Below are 15906 nucleotides of genomic sequence, written 5' to 3'. Positions count from 1 at the left end.
ATAGGATTCACCAGGCGTTGTCACAAATTTTTTTGAGCGCAAAATATCGGTGTTTATTGGAATGTGGGTTGTTGTATTTCAACGACGTATTAGGCTCTAAATTCCCTCAATAAGATTAAATTGGACGAGTAAAGAGTCATGTGAAAATACTCGATTTCCTATTCATATACACGAATGCTAAGTTCCGTTTTAACCCGGTCCATAACGACGGAGCTCGTAAATTTATTTACTTGTGACGTGCTAAAGAAGTATTCGTGGGTGAATTCCGTATATTCAGCCATATCTTTTACGACCATAATTATTATGAAGTCAGCTTCACCAGTTGTGTAATAACATTGCTGTACTTGGGGCGCATGAAGCATACGTTTTTTAAACGCATCGAGCACTTCTCTGCTTTCCTGGTTCATGGATACTTCAACAATCACGGTCACATTTTGATTTAATTTTGCCGGATCCAATACCGCGATTTCTTTGAGGATAATTTTCGCGTCACGCATCTTCTTTATGCGCTTTTGAACAGCTGCGGATGACAAGCCCACAAGATCGCCAATCTTCTCAGCCGTAAGGCGCGAATCTGTCTGTAAAACAGAAAGTATTTGACGATCAAAGTTATCCATATTCCGAAATTCAGACCTTTTTAGGTGAAACAATACGAAAAGTAGAAAATTTTAGCCCGTATCAGCGAAAAAGACACCTTCAATTACGCATATAGTTTTTTCAGGGAAGGAAATACAAGAATGCTCAATACATCTCACGACATCAAAGCCATCGAAATTAGCTCATCATTGAGTGAATATATGGCCGAATTTCGCCATGATGTACATCGTTTACCCGAGCTTGGGTTTTGCGAGACACGTACGGCTGATCGTGTGGCAGAAGCGTTGAGAAGCTTTGACATCCAGGTTTTTCAGAATCAGGGCGTTGTTGGGATTCTTAAAACAGGTAGTTCGCAAAGGGTAATTGCATTGCGGGCCGAGTTGGATGCGCTCCCTATCCAGGAAACCTCGACGCATAATTATGCGTCTCTTGTCCCGAAGACGATGCATGCCTGCGGGCATGATGGACATATGGCAATGTTGTTGGGTGCTGCAAATTATCTGTCTGAAACGCGCGCCTTTGACGGAACTGTCATATTTATCTTTCAGCCAAATGAAGAAAATGGATTGGGCGCGCAGGCTATGTTGGCTGAAGATGTTCTGGCGCGATTTTGTATTGAGGAAATTTACGCAATTCATAATCTGCCAGGCGCACCGGTAGGTGAAATATCAACCCGGCCCGGACTGATTTGCAATAGTGAAAGCTTGTTCGAAATCGAGATTAAGGGACAAGGCGGTCATGCCTCCATGCCCGATGTCGGCGTTGATACGATCTTGGTTGGATCGGAGATCGTTCAGACACTTCAGACAATCGTTGCTCGAAAACTACGGCCGGCAAGCGGGGCCGTTGTTTCGGTGACTGAATTCATTACGGATGGTGCCCGCAACATATTGCCAGGGCATACTCTTTTGAAAGGGGATGTTCGGTCACAAAAGCCTGAGGACCGATCTAGAATAGAACAATTGATGCGGCAAATCGCGGCAGGGGTTGCTGCGACACATGAAGTCGAGGTCAACGTTAAATTTCAGACAGAGTTCGTAGAAACAATCAACCATCCTGAAAACGTAGCGTCTGCAGTACGCGCCGCCCATCGCGTAACTAACCAGGTAATCGCGGACCGTGAACCCATGTCTTTTTCAGAGGATTTTGCACATTTTTTGAACGAGATCCCAGGCTGTCTTTTACTTTTGGGCAATGGCACAGAGGACGTATATGGCAAACCTCTGCATTCTTCAAATTACGATTTTAATGACGACGCTTTGACGACCGGTGCCCGGTTTTGGGTAAGTCTGGTCTCGGAGCTTTTACCAATCAAGGAAGCCTAGTATGTTCGATTGTTTTGACACCTCCAAGGTCAACCACATTGGCATTACACCACGCGATGGAGAAGCTTACCTCACTGTGTTGTCGGCGAAAGTTTTTGCTGATGCGGCCAGGGAAATTACGGCTTGGGAAGGCTATGAGCCAACCCCAATGTACCACTTAACAAATCTAGCTTCCGCGCTCAACGTAATGGAAGTCCTCTACAAGGATGAAGGCCCTCGTTTTGGGCTGGGAAGTTTTAAGGCACTAGGCGGAGCGTATGCGGCTTTAAAGATTCTGCGGGATGAAATCGCCAGAATACGAACATTGGCCAACGCATCAGGTGACGTAACACTTGAAGATGTCCGAGAGGGTCGGTTCGCAAAGGAAGCGTCGAATATAACCCTGGTATCCGCGACAGATGGAAATCATGGTCGTTCTCTGGCCTGGGGCTGCCGACGATTTGGGGCGTCTTGCCGTATTTATATTCATGCGGAAGTCAGCAAAGGAAGAGCCGATGCTATGCGTGAATTGGGCGCGACGGTTATCCAGATTGAGGGTGACTACGACGCTTCCGTTCGTCTTGCTCGGCTTGAAGCGGAGAAAAATGGCTGGTTTGTTGTTTCGGATACTTCTTGGGAAGGATATACCGAGCCGCCTCGACAGGTTATGGCGGGCTACGGCGTGATGGTTGGCGAGATTGTGGATTCACTTGTCGCCCCGCCGACCCATGTCTTCTTGCAAGGTGGTGTTGGAGGCCTGGCGGCGTCTGTTTGTGCGGCGTTTCGGCAATATTGGGGAGACAACAGCCCCCGTGTTGTCATTGTAGAACCGGATCGCGCTGCCTGCCTGTTCGAAAGCGCCAAAGCTGGCGAAGCGAGAACTGTCAAGATTGAACGTGAAACGGTTATGGCTGGTTTGTCCTGCGGTGAGCCGTCCAATATGGCGTGGTCAATTCTGAGCGAGGAAGCCCAGGATTTTTTGACTATTTCTGATCAAGTTGTTGCGCCGGCAATGCACCTCTTGATGTCCCCCATCGGCTCAGATCCTGTCATAGAGGCCGGTGAATCTGCTGTAGCAGGTTTGGCTGCGGCAATCATGAGTTCTCGAGGGGAGGAATTGCGTGACACTCTAGGTTTGGACAGGAATTCTGTAATTCTCGCAATCGGGTCAGAGGGAATAACAGATCCTGCAGTCCATGCTGAATTGATGAAAGAGGTTGACCATGCCTGAAATCATTAGCCAGCGAGGCTTTGAAACCGCCGAATTCGAAAGTCGCTTAGAAAGTGCCCAACGACTTATGGCTGACCAGGGATTAGCTGGAATACTTTTGACGACTGAGGCGGAAATTCGGTATTTCAGTGGTTTTCAAACACTTTTTTGGCAAAGCCCTACGCGGCCGTGGTTTCTCCTGTTGCCGGAAGCTGGATTGCCTATTGCCGTGATCCCTGAGATTGGGGCCGCGTTAATGCGCACAACCTGGGTGAAGGATATCAGATCCTGGAGCGCACCGTGTCCTGAAGATGATGGCATCTCGTTATTGCAACATCTTCTGGCGCCTTACGCCGAGACAGGCAGCCGAATTGGGATGTTAAAAGGACCCGAAACCAACTTACGGATGCCTCTCGCAGATTACGAACGTCTTGTGGAGAGCCTTGCAGGGCTAAAAATCGTAGATGCGACTGATGTGATAAAAAGCCTGCGACAGATTAAATCGGCAGCAGAAATTAAGAAAATAAGCAGCATTTGTGACATTGCATCTCGAGCGTTCGGCGAGGCTGAACGGATATTTCAAAATGGTCAGCCTTTGATAGACGCTTTTAGGGCGTTTAAAATTGAATGTTTGATGCAAGGCGCTGATGACGTGCCCTACCTGGTCGGGGGTGCTGATCAGGGCGGCTATATCGATGTCATTTCGCCGCCCTCATCTCGACCGCTTGAGAATGGCGACATTCTGATGATGGATACCGGCTCAGTATTCGATGGTTATTTCTGCGATTTTGACAGAAATTTTGCAATTGGATCGGCCGATGACCTAAGTAAAAAAGCTTATGACGTCCTGTATCGCGCAACTGAGGCAGGATTGAAAACCGCTCGGCCTGGGGTTACCTGCGCGGAACTCTTCAAAGCCATGCAATCAGTGATCGATGAATTCGGTGATCAGGACGGGAATGTTGGCCGGATGGGGCATGGATTGGGCATGCAGCTGACAGAATGGCCCTCGCACGCCGCCTTTGACCAGACGGTGTTAGCGGAGAACATGGTCATCACTCTTGAACCCTCAGTGGGCTATGGCGACGGGCGTATTATGGTACATGAGGAAAATGTTGTCATCCGTGATGGCGAACCAACATTGCTGTCGGCCCGCGCTGCCCCCAATCTTCCAATTCTTACTTAGGAATTCCGCCATGCATCTCGCACATACAACAGATAAAGGCATCGGCACCCAGGCAAACTTCGGTTTGATCGTGTTGCAAACGGACGAAACCATTGAGTCCGAAATGGCGCGAATGATGGATATTCCAGGAGTTGTGCTCTATCACAGCCGTATTCCGATGCAGACAGAGGTTTCCTCAGAAACACTAGTGCAAATGGAAAAAGATCTTCCTGCTTCTGCAGCCCTGTTCCCGACGTCTTTGAACCTTGATGTGATTGGATATGGATGTACTTCCGCGGCGACAGTCATTGGTCCGGACGGTGTTGCCAATGCAATTCGAAGTGCACGACCTGAATCCAAAGTTACTGATCCGATTAGTGCGGCTCTTTCAGCCTGTAGATTTCTTGGAGCAACACGTATCGGGTTTGTAACGCCTTACGTCGCAGAAGTTTCAGCAAAAATGCGGGGAATGCTCGAGCAAAACGGACATGAAGTTGTGGCATTTGGCTCCTTCAACGAAAGTGATGATCGAGTAGTAGCGCGGATTACTCCAGACTCGATACTCGCCGCCATAGAAGCCGTTGACGCAGAAGCGGAGTGCGATGCAGTTTTTGTTGCTTGCACTAATTTGCGGGTAGCCGGCATCGTTGAGGAAGCGGAACGACGTATCGGAAAGCCGGTCCTTTCAAGCAATTCTGCTTTGGCTTGGCATATGCAGAAACTCGCCGAAATCACGCCATCAAACCCCCGTTTAGGGGTGCTATTTACAAACCCCTCAGGAGTACCGGCATGACAATGATTTGCATTTTAAAAACGGCCGAACAGTCAATGCCGAAAGAAGTTGGCTTTAAAGCACAGGGAGGGGCGTATGCGTGAAACATCAAACCCGAACACTTTTGTCGTCTTCGACCATGTCCAAAAAAGCTATGACGGGGAAACGCTGGTAGTAAAGGATTTGAACCTTAGCATTGCTGAAGGAGAATTTTTGACAATGCTGGGTCCGTCCGGTTCAGGCAAGACTACCTGTTTGATGATGCTAGCAGGGTTTGAGACGGCGACTCACGGCGATATTTTGCTGGCGGGTAAACCCATTAACAATATTGCCCCACATAAACGGGGAATTGGAATGGTTTTTCAGAACTATGCTCTGTTTCCGCATATGAGCGTTGCCGAAAACCTCGCCTTCCCGTTGACTGTTCGCAAAATGAACAAGGCCGACAGGGAAGTTAAGGTTAAGCGCGCATTAGATATGGTGCAGATGGGCACCATGGGAGGACGCCGGCCAGCCCAATTGTCAGGAGGTCAACAGCAACGGGTTGCCCTGGCACGTGCCTTGGTGTTTGAGCCTGAACTTGTGTTGATGGATGAGCCGTTGGGTGCTCTCGACAAGCAGTTGCGCGAGCATATGCAGTTTGAAATCAAACACCTGCATGAACGTCTGGGCGTGACAGTCGTATATGTGACACATGATCAGACCGAAGCACTGACCATGTCTGACAGGGTTGCGGTGTTTGAGAATGGCCGCATCCAACAGCTTGCAAAGCCGAGTGATCTATATGAGCGCCCGGAAAATGCCTTTGTGGCTCAATTTATTGGCGAAAATAATAAGCTTAATGGCACGATCAAAAAAATCGACAACGAAACTGCTGAAGTATTAGTTGACGGCGGTCTCATGGTCTCTGCGCGCCGTGTTAATTGCGGCGGGGTCGGAGATCGGACGGTGTTATCCATCCGTCCCGAACGGGTATCTCTCGCGGACAAAGGACCAAATAGAGCCAACGGCGAAGTTAAAGAACTAATATACCTCGGAGACCACATTAGATGCCGGATGCAAGTAGCTGAAAATGATGAATTTATTGTCAAAGTTCCAAATGCTGCTGGTCACCAGCATCTCATAAAAGGGGAGACGGCTCATATGAGTTGGAACATCGAAGATTGCCGAGCGCTGGATGCCAGCTAACCCGGCATAGACAAATGCAATACTGGCGCTGTCAGTGGCATTTAAGCATATCTAAATCACAAAATGGGAGAGAAATAATGAGTTTCAAGCATCTTACATTAGGAATTTGTATCGCGGCCTTAGCTGCTAGTCCAGCAGTTGCTGATGACATGACCATCGTGTCTTGGGGCGGTGCCTATCAGAAGTCACAGCAAAAGGCATATCATGAACCGTATATGAAGCTAAACCCAGAGATAAATATTATCAATTCAGATTCATCTGCAGAAGCAGTCGCAAAGCTGCGTGCCATGACAGAAGCCGGTAATATCACCTGGGACGTTGTTGATGCCGTGGCCTCAGACGCCATACGCATGTGTGATGAGGGTTTGGCGATGATAATTGATCCGGAGAAAGATCTGAACCCAGCCCCAGATGGGACCTCTGTGACGAAGGATTTCAATGACCTCATCGTTTCGGAGTGTCACATCCCGAATATTGTCTATTCAACGACCGTCGGTTATCGCACCGATTTGGTAGGTGATACGCCGCCAACAAGTATCTGTGCTTTATTTGATCTGGAGACCTATCCTGGCAAGCGGGCACTTGAAAAACGACCAATCAATAATTTGGAATGGGCGCTTTATTGCGACGGTGTTGAAAAGGATGAAATTTATAATGTTCTTGAAACGGAAGAAGGGCTAGCCCGCGCCTTTGCAAAGCTAGATACCATTAAGGATCAGGTTATCTGGTACACGGCCTTTGCCGATACACCACAGTTATTGGCGTCCGGCGAGATTGTTATGGGTTCTACCTTTAACGGTCGTTTATTTGCCTTGATCGAAGAACAGAAGCAGCCGGTTGCAATGCTTTGGGATGCGCAAGTATTTGACTTGGATGGCTGGATTATTCCTGTAGGCTTATCTGATGAGCGCAAAAAGCGGGCCCTTGACTATCTAAGGTTTGCCACAGATACGCAACGTTTGGCAGATCAGGCTAAGTATATTCCTTATGGCCCTGCCCGTATATCCTCTGCTGCTTTGGTCGGTAAACATGCTGAGTTAGGCATAGATATGGCGCCGCACATGCCAACGAATCCCGTTAATGCCAAAAACTCGTTCCTGTTTAATTTCACTTGGTGGGCGGATTACAGGGATGATCTGGACGCGAAATTCCAGACCTGGCTTGCAAACTAAACAAGCGCACAAAAGATGAGGAGCGATCTTCGGGTCGCTCCTGCAGCGAACAACGAAGCTGCTAGCAGTGGGAGGGAACAGGCGATGTCTACCACTTTTATAGAAAACAGACCAGTTCTTGGTGCCGATGGCAAACCGTTGAAAAAAAGCCTTCAACGTGCCCTGCGCCGTCAAAAATTCCGGGCCGTTATCCTCATAGTCCCGTTGCTCCTCTTCATTCTTATCACCTTCATCATACCTATTGCGGATATGCTGTTCCGATCTGTCGAAAATCAAATCGTATCGGAAACGCTCCCACGGACGGTCGTAGCTCTTGAAGGCTGGGATACTGATAGTGGCGATGCTCCTGAAGAAAATGTGTTTGCAGCGCTTGCCGAAGATTTAAAAATAGCCGCGGCCGCTCGACAGCATATGAAGCTTGCGTCCAGGCTGAATTATGAACATTCGGGTATCTCGTCTTTGTTTCGAAAATCGGGACGAAAAGCTAAAAAATGGGATGTAGATGCCGATGCACCGTTCAAGGGAAAGTTCCTTAAAATCGACAGAAACTGGGGAAACCCTGAAGTTTGGCGAACAATAAAAACCTATTCCTCCCCTTATACAGCTGGTTATTTCCTCAATGCTGTCGATCTCAAGTTGGGGGCAGATGGCATTGCAATGCGGGATGAAGATCAGCGTATTTATCTGTTGTTATTGAAGCGTACATTGTTTATGTCGCTGACGATTACGTTGGGCTGTATTTTGCTAGGCTATCCGGTTGCATGGTTGCTCGCAAACCTGCCGATGCGCACTTCCAACATTCTTCTGATCCTGGTGCTATTGCCATTTTGGACATCCCTTTTGGTAAGAACTTCGGCCTGGAAGGTTTTGTTGCAACAACAAGGAGTCATTAACGATGCTCTGGTCTGGATGAGGATTGTTGATGATGCTCATCGGTTGGCACTCATAAACAACCAGTTCGGCACCATTATCGCCATGACCCATATTCTACTGCCATTTATGATATTGCCGCTTTATTCAGTTATGAAGACCATTCCTCCAAGCTATGTCCGTGCTGCAAAATCATTAGGGGCGACCAACTCGACTGCTTTTTGGCGGGTCTATTTTCCTCAGTCCGTACCGGGCATTGGCGCCGGTTCCATCCTCGTGTTCATTCTCTCGATTGGTTATTACATTACGCCTGAACTGGTTGGCGGAACAGACGGTGTCTTTATCTCAAACCGCATAGCGTATCATATATCGACCTCACTAAACTGGGGTCTTGCCGCCGCCCTGGGGGCGATCTTACTGATTTTAGTAACGGCGCTGTATTGGGTTTACGACAGGGTTGTCGGTATTGATAACGTGAAGTTAGGATAATCCAATGAGCTCACTTCCTATATACACCACTGTCCCTCAACGGATTTGGCACTATTCCTTTCGTCTTATCTGTATTCTGGTTTTCTTTTTTCTGATCGCACCAATTATTGTGATCATCCCTTTGAGTTTTAATGCACAAAACTTTTTTACCTTCACGCCGGAAATGCTGGCGTTAGATCCTGCCGGATATTCGCTCAAGCATTATGCAGATTTTTTTACCAACGATGACTGGCAGCTTGCGCTAAAAAATTCCCTGCGGATCGCGCCAGCTGCCACTTTTCTATCGGTAGGAATAGGCACAATGGCTGCAGTGGGGTTGAGCCAACCTCATGTCCCGTTTCGTCGCCTAATCATGGCACTGTTAATTTCTCCAATGATCGTGCCATTGATTATTTCTGCTGCAGGAATGTATTTCTTTTACAGCAGGATTGGGTTGCAGGGGACCTATTGGGGGGTGGTTTTAGCGCACGCGGCGTTGGGCGTTCCCTTTGTAATAATTTCCGTTACGGCAACCCTTGTCGGGTTTGATAATAGTCTTGCCAGAGCTTCGGCGAGTTTAGGTGCGGGCCCTCTCAGGACATTTTTCAAGGTTCAGATGCCGCTCATTCTTCCCGGGGTGATTGCTGGAGGGCTCTTCGCCTTTATCACCTCGTTTGATGAAGTGGTTGTGGTACTGTTCGTGGGTTCAAACGGCCAGAAAACCCTTCCGTGGCAAATGTTCACTGGCTTGCGAGAGCAAATAAGCCCGACAATCCTCGCTGTCGCTACGATCCTCGTAGCAATTTCTATTGTGCTCCTGACCATAATTGAACTTCTTCGCCGTCGGTCTGAGAAACTGCGTGGTATGACCGCGCAATAATCGTTCATGCGCTCGATAGACAATGTGGCGTCTCAATTGGCTTTGCTGTTATCCGGGCACTGTCAGAGTAAAATAAAGAAGCGCTAAAACGACGCGCAGCGTAACTTTTCAGGCAGCGAGCTGACGCCAGTCTGCAAGAGCAGCTTCTCGATTAAGTTTGAATTGTTGTCGGCTTGTGAGATGGCGTTCCAAATTAAAATGATTATGAGCTGAGGAATGGATTGAAACAAATTTTTGCAACGATTTTGTCGCTCTGAATTTGATCATTGCGCGTTCTCGTCGTCGGAAGGGTTGATGCGACTTCTCAGCCCGATTGTTTAGCCATCGCCCGGTTTCCTGCTGATCAGCGTTGCCTATTTCTTTCATCGCAGCTCGATAGGAACGAAGCTTATCCGTCACAATCACTTTTGGATTGCCGCACCGCTTCATGACTTTCTTTAGAAACTTCAGGGCGGCACTACGGTTACGTCGCTTTGTGACAAAAGCTTCAAGAATTTCTCCTTCATGATCAACTGCTCTCCAAAGGTAATGCATCTCGCCGTTGATCCGGACGAATACTTCATCTAAGTACCATTGCCACCGTGCCGACTGGCGCTGAGTTACGGCTCTTTTCTTTCTGATTTCTGATGCAAATAAAGGCCCAAAGCGATTCCTCCAAACCCGGATTGTTTCGTAACTTAAGTCGATCCCACGCTCATGAAGGATGTCTTCGACCGGACGCAACGAAAGTGGATATCGAACATACAGCATGACGGCCAAGCGAATGATTTCAGGTGACGTCTTGAAATAGCGAAATGGATTTTTCATGCACCGACCGTAAATCCAGCTTCGTGATAGCTCAAGTGTTTTTCCTCTGCCGATGCCGATCCGGGTGACTTAAACTTTTGCATTTTTCGCTCTTTTCGACGGACTGGAAAATGAGAGTTTTTCATCCGATTATTAGATCGTTTGTTATCAATATGCTCAGCATTCAAGCCTGGAGTTCGAAACGCATTGTGATATGATTTTAATTTATCTGTTACTATGTGGGTTGGCGCATAGCCTTGTTTCTTGAGTAGTTTGCGCATCGGTTCCAAGGCAGCTTTAGCGTTTCGTTTTGGCTGTACAAGGAAATCCAGCACTTCGCCTTCACCGTCAACGGCACGCCACAGAAAATGGCGTTTTCCTCTAATAACGATGACCATTTTATCCAAATGCCAAGTATCATTGGGAGTAGGGCGGGAGAACCTTAAGTTTCGAGCAATGGGCGCTCCAAATTTCAGGAACCGACGTCGAACCGTTTCATAGGAAATATCCAGGCTTCGTTCGGCCAACAGATCTCCAACATCTCGATAGCTCAGTGTAAATAGAGCGTACAACCAGACTGTGTGCTGAATGACGTGGGGCGGAAACCGATGACGAGAATAGGAGGTTTTATTCATTGAAGAAAACTGATCCAACGTCGGACTATTTTCCACGAAGTTAATGTGACAACACCTGTCTCGTTTTGTGTATATGAGTTAATTATTTTCACTTCTATCGGTCAATTGCCCCATAATTCTCCGAAACCAGTAGACAATTGGTAGAAATTTTCTGCTACGTAATGTTATGCTATTTTCTTTGGGAGAAATCATCATGAATAAACTTTTAAAAATTCTATCAGCTGGCCTAACCGGACTTAGTTTTGCTCTGCCCGCTGCTGCTGCCGACGAATGGCGGTTTAACAATTTTCTGCCGGAAACTCGCCCGGAATCAGCTGAATTGGAGAAATTTGCTGCCGATGTAAACGAGGCGCTTGCTGGAGAAACCACGCTGAAAATATACAGTGGTGGATCCTTGGGTTTGCCGAACACGGACACACTACGATTTTTACCAAAAGGCGCGGTGGAAATGAGCTTGATGTGGGCCAATTACCTCGGACGAGATGCGCCTGCGCTTAGCTCAGTGGTCGTGCAAGGGACAATTAGTTCCATCGAAGAATTCGAAAAAGCAATACCAACCGTCCGTGAAATCTATGAAGAAGAGTTCAGGGAATGGGGAGTGTCGTCGGTTGGTTATGCAGCCATTCCCATGCTGTCAGTTTCGGTGTTCTGCCGTGATGAGCCTATCAGGTCCATAGAAGACTTGAAATCAAAAAAGCTACGAGTTTGGGCGCGTGACCAGGTTGAAACTTTTACTCGTCTTGGGGTAGCAGCACAGATCATTCCACAAGAGGAGATGTACGTTGCCATGAAAACCGGGGTTGTCGATTGTGCGCTCTATCCTGCACTTTATGCGCATACTGTGTCGCTTCAGGAAGTCGCAAAATACGCGTCGTTCCTGTACCCGATGGCATCTGGCCCTTATGTGATTGGCGTTTCTACTGAACGCTGGGACGCAACAGATGACAGGATCAAGCAGGCAGTTGCCAAAGCCGCAGAAGATCTTTGGAATCGTACCAACCAATATGAAGACGACTTCGAGCGCGAGCTGGCTGCTCGCGATAAACTGGTCGAAGGCGGTATAATCTGGGGCGAAGATTTCCCGCAGGCCGATCGTGATCTGTTTGTGTCTTCCGTCACTGAAACATGGAAAATGCTGGCCGAAGAAGCTGGTGGAAATGCCCCTGCCTACCGTGAGCGTGTCCTGAAAGCTCTCGGGCGCTGATCAGGACCAATGGCAAAATCGATTAAGAGCGCTCTTACGCAAGGGCTGGACAAGCTGGCCCTTGCGTGTGCGGCAACCGCCGCCGTTGGAATGGTCGCAATCGTTGGTATCATCGTCACAAGCGTCTTAATGCGAAAATTTGCAAATACGCCTCTCCATATCACCGAAGAAGTCGTTGGATTGTTGTTGAGTGTATCGCTTTTTCTTGGCCTGCCCATGGTAACCATGAGGGCAAAGCATGTCCGCGTCGCGCTTGTGGTCGACTTGTTGAAAGACAAATGGCATGTCGTGATCCAGACTGCCGGATTGGCAGTCGGAATCGGCTTCTTCTCCTGGCTGATTTTGGAAACCATTCCCTGGTGGGAGTTTGCCTTTGAAAGAAACCTCAAGACCGAAACGACGCGGATCCTGCTGTATCCTTGGATGGCACTCATGCCGCTTTCGCTCATTATTACGTGTGCTATTCTTGTCGCTCGTTTGACCGGTGCTATAGATCGCGTTGACGACGATGCAGATATCGAGGCCGTGGACTCCAAACCTGATGGGGATCACGGCTGATGTTCTGGACCACTCTTATCGGGGGATTGATTGCAACCGCCAGCACTGGCGTGGCGCTGGGTGCTGCCCTTGGCTTGACGGGGCTCATCATCCTGTATTTTTTCTCAAATGGGGCGACTTCTTTGGCAGTGGATGCAATTTGGAGCGTCTTCAATTCTTTCACGCTCAGCGCCGTGCCCATGTTCATTCTGCTGGGAGAAATCCTGCTACGAAGCGGGATCAGTGAAAAGGCATATTCGGCCTTTTCCCCCTTGTTTCGGAAGATCCCTGGCGGGTTATTGCATACGAATATCGCCGTCTGCACATTGTTTGGTGCGGTCAGTGGATCAAGCCTTTCGACTGCGGCCGCCGTGGGTTCTGTTGCTTACCCTGAGATGTCGAAACGAGGTTATGACAAAGACACTGTGGTCGGCAGTTTGGCAGGCGGCGGCACACTTGGTCTGCTTATCCCGCCAAGCCTCTCTTTTCTGATCTTTGGAGCGTTAACGGAAACTTCAATTGGTCGGCTTTTTGCGGCCGGCATCATTCCGGGATTGCTAGTGGGTAGTCTGTTCATGGTTTACCTTTTGGTTAAATGCCTGCGTAATCCGGGCCTTGCTCCGCGCGACGTGGCTCAGAGTTCGTTACTTGAGACGCTCGCCGGGTTCAAACAGATCTGGCCATTGCTGGCGTTGATTTTCGCGGTCATCGGAAGCATCGTTGGGGGCCTCGCTACACCGACAGAAGCAGCCGGTATAGGCGTTGTCCTGGCCATCTTTATTTGCTCCCTTTGGGGGGATCTCACATTCCGCAAATTGGTAGAAGCAATATACCAATCAGTACTCTTGTTTTCTGCGGTTGGGTTCCTAGTGCTTGGCGCAACAATTCTCGCACAATCGGTCAGCGTTCTGGGCGTCCCTCAGCAAATCCTCGGGGCAGTCGCCGAAAGCGGTCTCGGCACACACATGGTGTTGCTGATGGTCGTGCTGATTTACCTGATCCTCGGTTGTTTCTTCGACGGGCTTTCGCTGATGATCATGACACTCCCCGTGGTATTTCCGCTTCTGACCGGCTTGGGGTTTGATCCGATCTGGATTGGCGTTGTAATCACGATTGTTATCGAGATAGGGCAAATAACGCCTCCGGTCGGGCTGAACCTGTCTGTCCTGACGGCGCTAACCAATAATGAAGTCAGTCTTGGACGGGTCGCAACTGCCACTATTCCTTATTGGATTATTCATCTGTTCACGATCTTGATCCTCACTCTTTTTCCGGTATTGGCATTGTTCCTGCCAAATCTTCTTTTCTGACACAGGAAACACTTAGATGGCCTTGAAAGTTAAGCCAAAATCGTTTGGACCGGTATTTGTCATATTTGATGGTATGGATGGCATTCAATATGCCCACACTGATCCATCGAACACCAGCCCCTATCCACCGACAAATACTCCGGTTGATACACTCATTGCATCGCTTGGTTCGTGTATTGTGAAATCGATGCAATGGTCGGCAGATCAGCATAAAGTTTCGCTCAATCCTTTTATGGTGAAAGTTGTGGGGATCAAAGCACCGGTACTGCCTGGGCGAATTGAAAAGATGGACATCACCATATTGGGCAGCTTGGTCGACGATGAAGAGTTGGCGCCCCGCATCGTGAGGCAAGCGAAATCGATCTGCACGGTTAGCAATACATTGAATTGTGAAGTAGAAATCTTTTTTGAACCGGATCAGGCCGTTTAATTCAATTCCTTTGCCATAGCGGCAGGACATTAATCGGAGAACACAATGAGAGAAGTCCCCGCCAAAGGCATGGAAGTCCCAATTGATACCCAAACCACTCTTTCAATGCTGGAAGAAAATCCGGAAGAAGTTTATCGGCGGCTAAGGCGGGAAATGCCGATTGCGCGGTTAAAGGCAATCGGACGCATCGTTTTCACGAAGGCGGAAGATACCTACCGCGTCAAAACTGATTTAGAACATTTTGGTTCATTCGATACTACGACGCCTATGCAACGAGCATTTGGCGGCCACACCTTGATGCGCAAAGATGGCTGTGAACACTTGCGCGAACGTCAAGCTATGGAAAGTGCTTTCAAGCCTTCGCTCCTATATCAGCATTGGAAACCCAAATTTGAGCGTTTGACAGACCGGTTGATCGAGAAACTTGCCACACGGGAAACAGCAGACCTTTTGCATGATTTGGCGGCACCATTGAGTGCCGGGTATTTGAAACTGCTCTTGGGGATTGAAGGTGTGACTGACGAACAATTGTTCGACTGGGCGTCAGCGTTGATCAGAGGTGCAATGAACGCGGCATTTGATCCGGCTATTTTCGAAAGTAGCGATCAGGCAAATGAGGAAATGAACGAATGCTTCGATCAAATGATCGAGTTGCATCTGAAAAGCCCCGATTGCTCTGTACTGTCATCAATGGCGAACCAGTCTGACCCGATTGCGCTTAGCCAGATTAGAACCAATATGAAAATTTGTATCGGTGGTGCAGTGATCGAAACACGGGATGCCCTGCTTTCCACTTTGTGTGGATTGCTCAGCCACCCGGATCAACTGTGGTATTGTAGAGATCAAAAAGCTTGGGATCGGGCCTGCGAAGAAGGGTTGCGCTGGGTGGCGCCAATTCAGGCCAGCCCGAGGATAGTCAAAAAGGCATTGATCATGAGGGGCGTCATCATTCCCGAGGGTGAAACCGTAATGGCCATTCAGGCGTCGGCAAATCACGATGAGGATGTCTGGGATCAGCCGCATCAGTTCAATGTCCATCGAGAGCCGCGTGTTAATCAGACCTTTGGGAATGGGCCTCATAAATGTCTGGGGGGCGATATGTATCGCCTGTTAATTTCTGAAGTAACCCTACCCAAGCTGTTTGACCGTTTTCCTGTGCTGTCACTGAATAACAGAATTGCCGTAAATTTCCGGGGATTTGCCTTTCGTGGACCAACTTCGTTGCCGGTGATTTTTAAATAGAGAAGATCTCCGGGTATTGTCACATTAACTTTCCGTATGCGTGATGAAGTCTCAGCTATATTATTTAAACAGCGGCGCTTGCTGTTGCCCAAACGCCAAAAGCTTCAGCGCGACTTTCCTTTAGATGAGGTCGGTT

The 15906-nt window shown here is 48.5% G+C and carries 16 protein-coding genes; 13 read left to right on the top strand and 3 right to left on the bottom strand.

The annotated features are described in order from the left end of the window. Positions 1 to 158 precede the first annotated feature (158 nt). The gene (locus V7723_RS12070; protein ID WP_335684728.1) at positions 159 to 617 is read right to left on the bottom strand and encodes an Lrp/AsnC family transcriptional regulator; all 459 of its coding nucleotides are present in this window, start codon (positions 615 to 617) and stop codon (positions 159 to 161) included. 120 nt (positions 618 to 737) lie between these two features. Between V7723_RS12070 and V7723_RS12065 the strand changes: the two genes are divergently transcribed. The 8 genes from V7723_RS12065 (at position 738) to V7723_RS12030 (ending at position 9626) form a co-directional block, all read left to right on the top strand. Then, positions 738 to 1922: an amidohydrolase gene (locus tag V7723_RS12065; protein WP_335684727.1), complete on the top strand. Its 1185-nt coding sequence runs from the start codon at positions 738 to 740 to the stop codon at positions 1920 to 1922. A 1-nt stretch (position 1923) separates the two neighbouring features. After that, positions 1924 to 3132: a diaminopropionate ammonia-lyase gene (locus tag V7723_RS12060; protein ID WP_335684726.1), complete on the top strand. Its 1209-nt coding sequence runs from the start codon at positions 1924 to 1926 to the stop codon at positions 3130 to 3132. After that, complete coding sequence (locus tag V7723_RS12055; RefSeq protein WP_335684725.1) at positions 3125 to 4297, top strand: M24 family metallopeptidase; 1173 nt, start codon at positions 3125 to 3127, stop codon at positions 4295 to 4297. Before V7723_RS12060 ends, V7723_RS12055 begins: the two co-directional genes overlap by 8 nt. Positions 4298 to 4307: 10 nt before the next feature. Continuing rightward, positions 4308 to 5069, top strand: a complete 762-nt coding sequence (locus V7723_RS12050; protein ID WP_335684724.1) for a maleate cis-trans isomerase family protein — start codon at positions 4308 to 4310, stop codon at positions 5067 to 5069. A gap of 75 nt (positions 5070 to 5144) precedes the next feature. Next, positions 5145 to 6236 carry an ABC transporter ATP-binding protein gene (locus tag V7723_RS12045; protein ID WP_335684723.1) on the top strand — a complete coding sequence of 364 codons (1092 nt, stop codon included), beginning with the start codon at positions 5145 to 5147 and terminating at the stop codon, positions 6234 to 6236. Between the two features lie 77 nt (positions 6237 to 6313). Beyond that, positions 6314 to 7408, top strand: coding sequence for an extracellular solute-binding protein (locus V7723_RS12040; RefSeq protein WP_335684722.1), 1095 nt, complete (start codon positions 6314 to 6316; stop codon positions 7406 to 7408). An 84-nt stretch (positions 7409 to 7492) separates the two neighbouring features. Further along, positions 7493 to 8767, top strand: coding sequence for an ABC transporter permease (locus V7723_RS12035; RefSeq protein WP_335684721.1), 1275 nt, complete (start codon positions 7493 to 7495; stop codon positions 8765 to 8767). Positions 8768 to 8771: 4 nt separating this feature from the next. Then, positions 8772 to 9626 (top strand): ABC transporter permease, encoded by an 855-nt coding sequence (locus V7723_RS12030; RefSeq protein ID WP_335684720.1) that lies wholly within the window; start codon positions 8772 to 8774, stop codon positions 9624 to 9626. 108 nt (positions 9627 to 9734) lie between these two features. Here V7723_RS12030 and V7723_RS12025 read toward each other — a convergent pair whose 3' ends face one another. Both V7723_RS12025 and V7723_RS12020 read right to left on the bottom strand, forming a co-directional pair. Next, a complete protein-coding gene (locus tag V7723_RS12025) occupies positions 9735 to 10433 on the bottom strand; it encodes an IS6 family transposase (protein ID WP_335684719.1) in 699 nt (232 codons plus the stop codon). Beyond that, positions 10430 to 11047 (bottom strand): IS6 family transposase, encoded by a 618-nt coding sequence (locus tag V7723_RS12020; protein ID WP_335684718.1) that lies wholly within the window; start codon positions 11045 to 11047, stop codon positions 10430 to 10432. Before V7723_RS12020 ends, V7723_RS12025 begins: the two co-directional genes overlap by 4 nt. Before the next feature lie 193 nt (positions 11048 to 11240). Between V7723_RS12020 and dctP the strand changes: the two genes are divergently transcribed. Genes dctP through V7723_RS11995 form a run of 5 tightly spaced genes read left to right on the top strand, consistent with a single transcriptional unit; the run spans position 11241 to position 15770 of the window. Continuing rightward, entirely contained in the window at positions 11241 to 12251 is a 1011-nt protein-coding gene (gene dctP, locus V7723_RS12015) for a TRAP transporter substrate-binding protein DctP (protein ID WP_335684717.1), read from the top strand. Positions 12252 to 12260: 9 nt separating this feature from the next. Next, positions 12261 to 12809, top strand: coding sequence for a TRAP transporter small permease (locus tag V7723_RS12010; protein ID WP_335684716.1), 549 nt, complete (start codon positions 12261 to 12263; stop codon positions 12807 to 12809). Next, on the top strand, positions 12809 to 14098 hold the full coding sequence (locus tag V7723_RS12005) for a TRAP transporter large permease (protein ID WP_335684715.1): 1290 nt from the start codon (positions 12809 to 12811) through the stop codon (positions 14096 to 14098). The genes V7723_RS12010 and V7723_RS12005 overlap by 1 nt, the downstream gene beginning before the upstream one ends. 16 nt (positions 14099 to 14114) lie before the next feature. Next, complete coding sequence (locus V7723_RS12000) at positions 14115 to 14528, top strand: OsmC family protein (protein WP_335684714.1); 414 nt, start codon at positions 14115 to 14117, stop codon at positions 14526 to 14528. Between the two features lie 45 nt (positions 14529 to 14573). Beyond that, positions 14574 to 15770: a cytochrome P450 gene (locus V7723_RS11995; RefSeq protein WP_335684713.1), complete on the top strand. Its 1197-nt coding sequence runs from the start codon at positions 14574 to 14576 to the stop codon at positions 15768 to 15770. The last annotated feature ends 136 nt before the right edge of the window (positions 15771 to 15906 follow it).

Origin of the sequence: Sneathiella sp., assembly GCF_036960985.1 — a bacterium.
Classification (GTDB): Bacteria; Pseudomonadota; Alphaproteobacteria; order Sneathiellales; family Sneathiellaceae; genus Sneathiella.
Note: the sequence above shows the minus strand (reverse complement) of the source record. Positions and strands in the feature narration are given on the sequence as shown.

What these genes read in the sequence shown, in the direction of transcription:
- dctP (WP_335684717.1), top strand. Translation starts at nt 11,241, where the DNA reads ATGAATAAACTTTTAAAAATTCTATCAGCTGGCCTAACCGGACTTAGT.
- V7723_RS12030 (WP_335684720.1), top strand. Translation starts at nt 8,772, where the DNA reads ATGAGCTCACTTCCTATATACACCACTGTCCCTCAACGGATTTGGCAC.
- V7723_RS12010 (WP_335684716.1), top strand. Translation starts at nt 12,261, where the DNA reads ATGGCAAAATCGATTAAGAGCGCTCTTACGCAAGGGCTGGACAAGCTG.
- V7723_RS12040 (WP_335684722.1), top strand. Translation starts at nt 6,314, where the DNA reads ATGAGTTTCAAGCATCTTACATTAGGAATTTGTATCGCGGCCTTAGCT.
- V7723_RS12060 (WP_335684726.1), top strand. Translation starts at nt 1,924, where the DNA reads ATGTTCGATTGTTTTGACACCTCCAAGGTCAACCACATTGGCATTACA.
- V7723_RS12055 (WP_335684725.1), top strand. Translation starts at nt 3,125, where the DNA reads ATGCCTGAAATCATTAGCCAGCGAGGCTTTGAAACCGCCGAATTCGAA.
- V7723_RS12005 (WP_335684715.1), top strand. Translation starts at nt 12,809, where the DNA reads ATGTTCTGGACCACTCTTATCGGGGGATTGATTGCAACCGCCAGCACT.
- V7723_RS11995 (WP_335684713.1), top strand. Translation starts at nt 14,574, where the DNA reads ATGAGAGAAGTCCCCGCCAAAGGCATGGAAGTCCCAATTGATACCCAA.
- V7723_RS12000 (WP_335684714.1), top strand. Translation starts at nt 14,115, where the DNA reads ATGGCCTTGAAAGTTAAGCCAAAATCGTTTGGACCGGTATTTGTCATA.
- V7723_RS12045 (WP_335684723.1), top strand. Translation starts at nt 5,145, where the DNA reads ATGCGTGAAACATCAAACCCGAACACTTTTGTCGTCTTCGACCATGTC.
- V7723_RS12070 (WP_335684728.1), bottom strand. Translation starts at nt 617, where the DNA reads ATGGATAACTTTGATCGTCAAATACTTTCTGTTTTACAGACAGATTCG.
- V7723_RS12020 (WP_335684718.1), bottom strand. Translation starts at nt 11,047, where the DNA reads ATGAATAAAACCTCCTATTCTCGTCATCGGTTTCCGCCCCACGTCATT.
- V7723_RS12025 (WP_335684719.1), bottom strand. Translation starts at nt 10,433, where the DNA reads ATGAAAAATCCATTTCGCTATTTCAAGACGTCACCTGAAATCATTCGC.
- V7723_RS12050 (WP_335684724.1), top strand. Translation starts at nt 4,308, where the DNA reads ATGCATCTCGCACATACAACAGATAAAGGCATCGGCACCCAGGCAAAC.
- V7723_RS12035 (WP_335684721.1), top strand. Translation starts at nt 7,493, where the DNA reads ATGTCTACCACTTTTATAGAAAACAGACCAGTTCTTGGTGCCGATGGC.
- V7723_RS12065 (WP_335684727.1), top strand. Translation starts at nt 738, where the DNA reads ATGCTCAATACATCTCACGACATCAAAGCCATCGAAATTAGCTCATCA.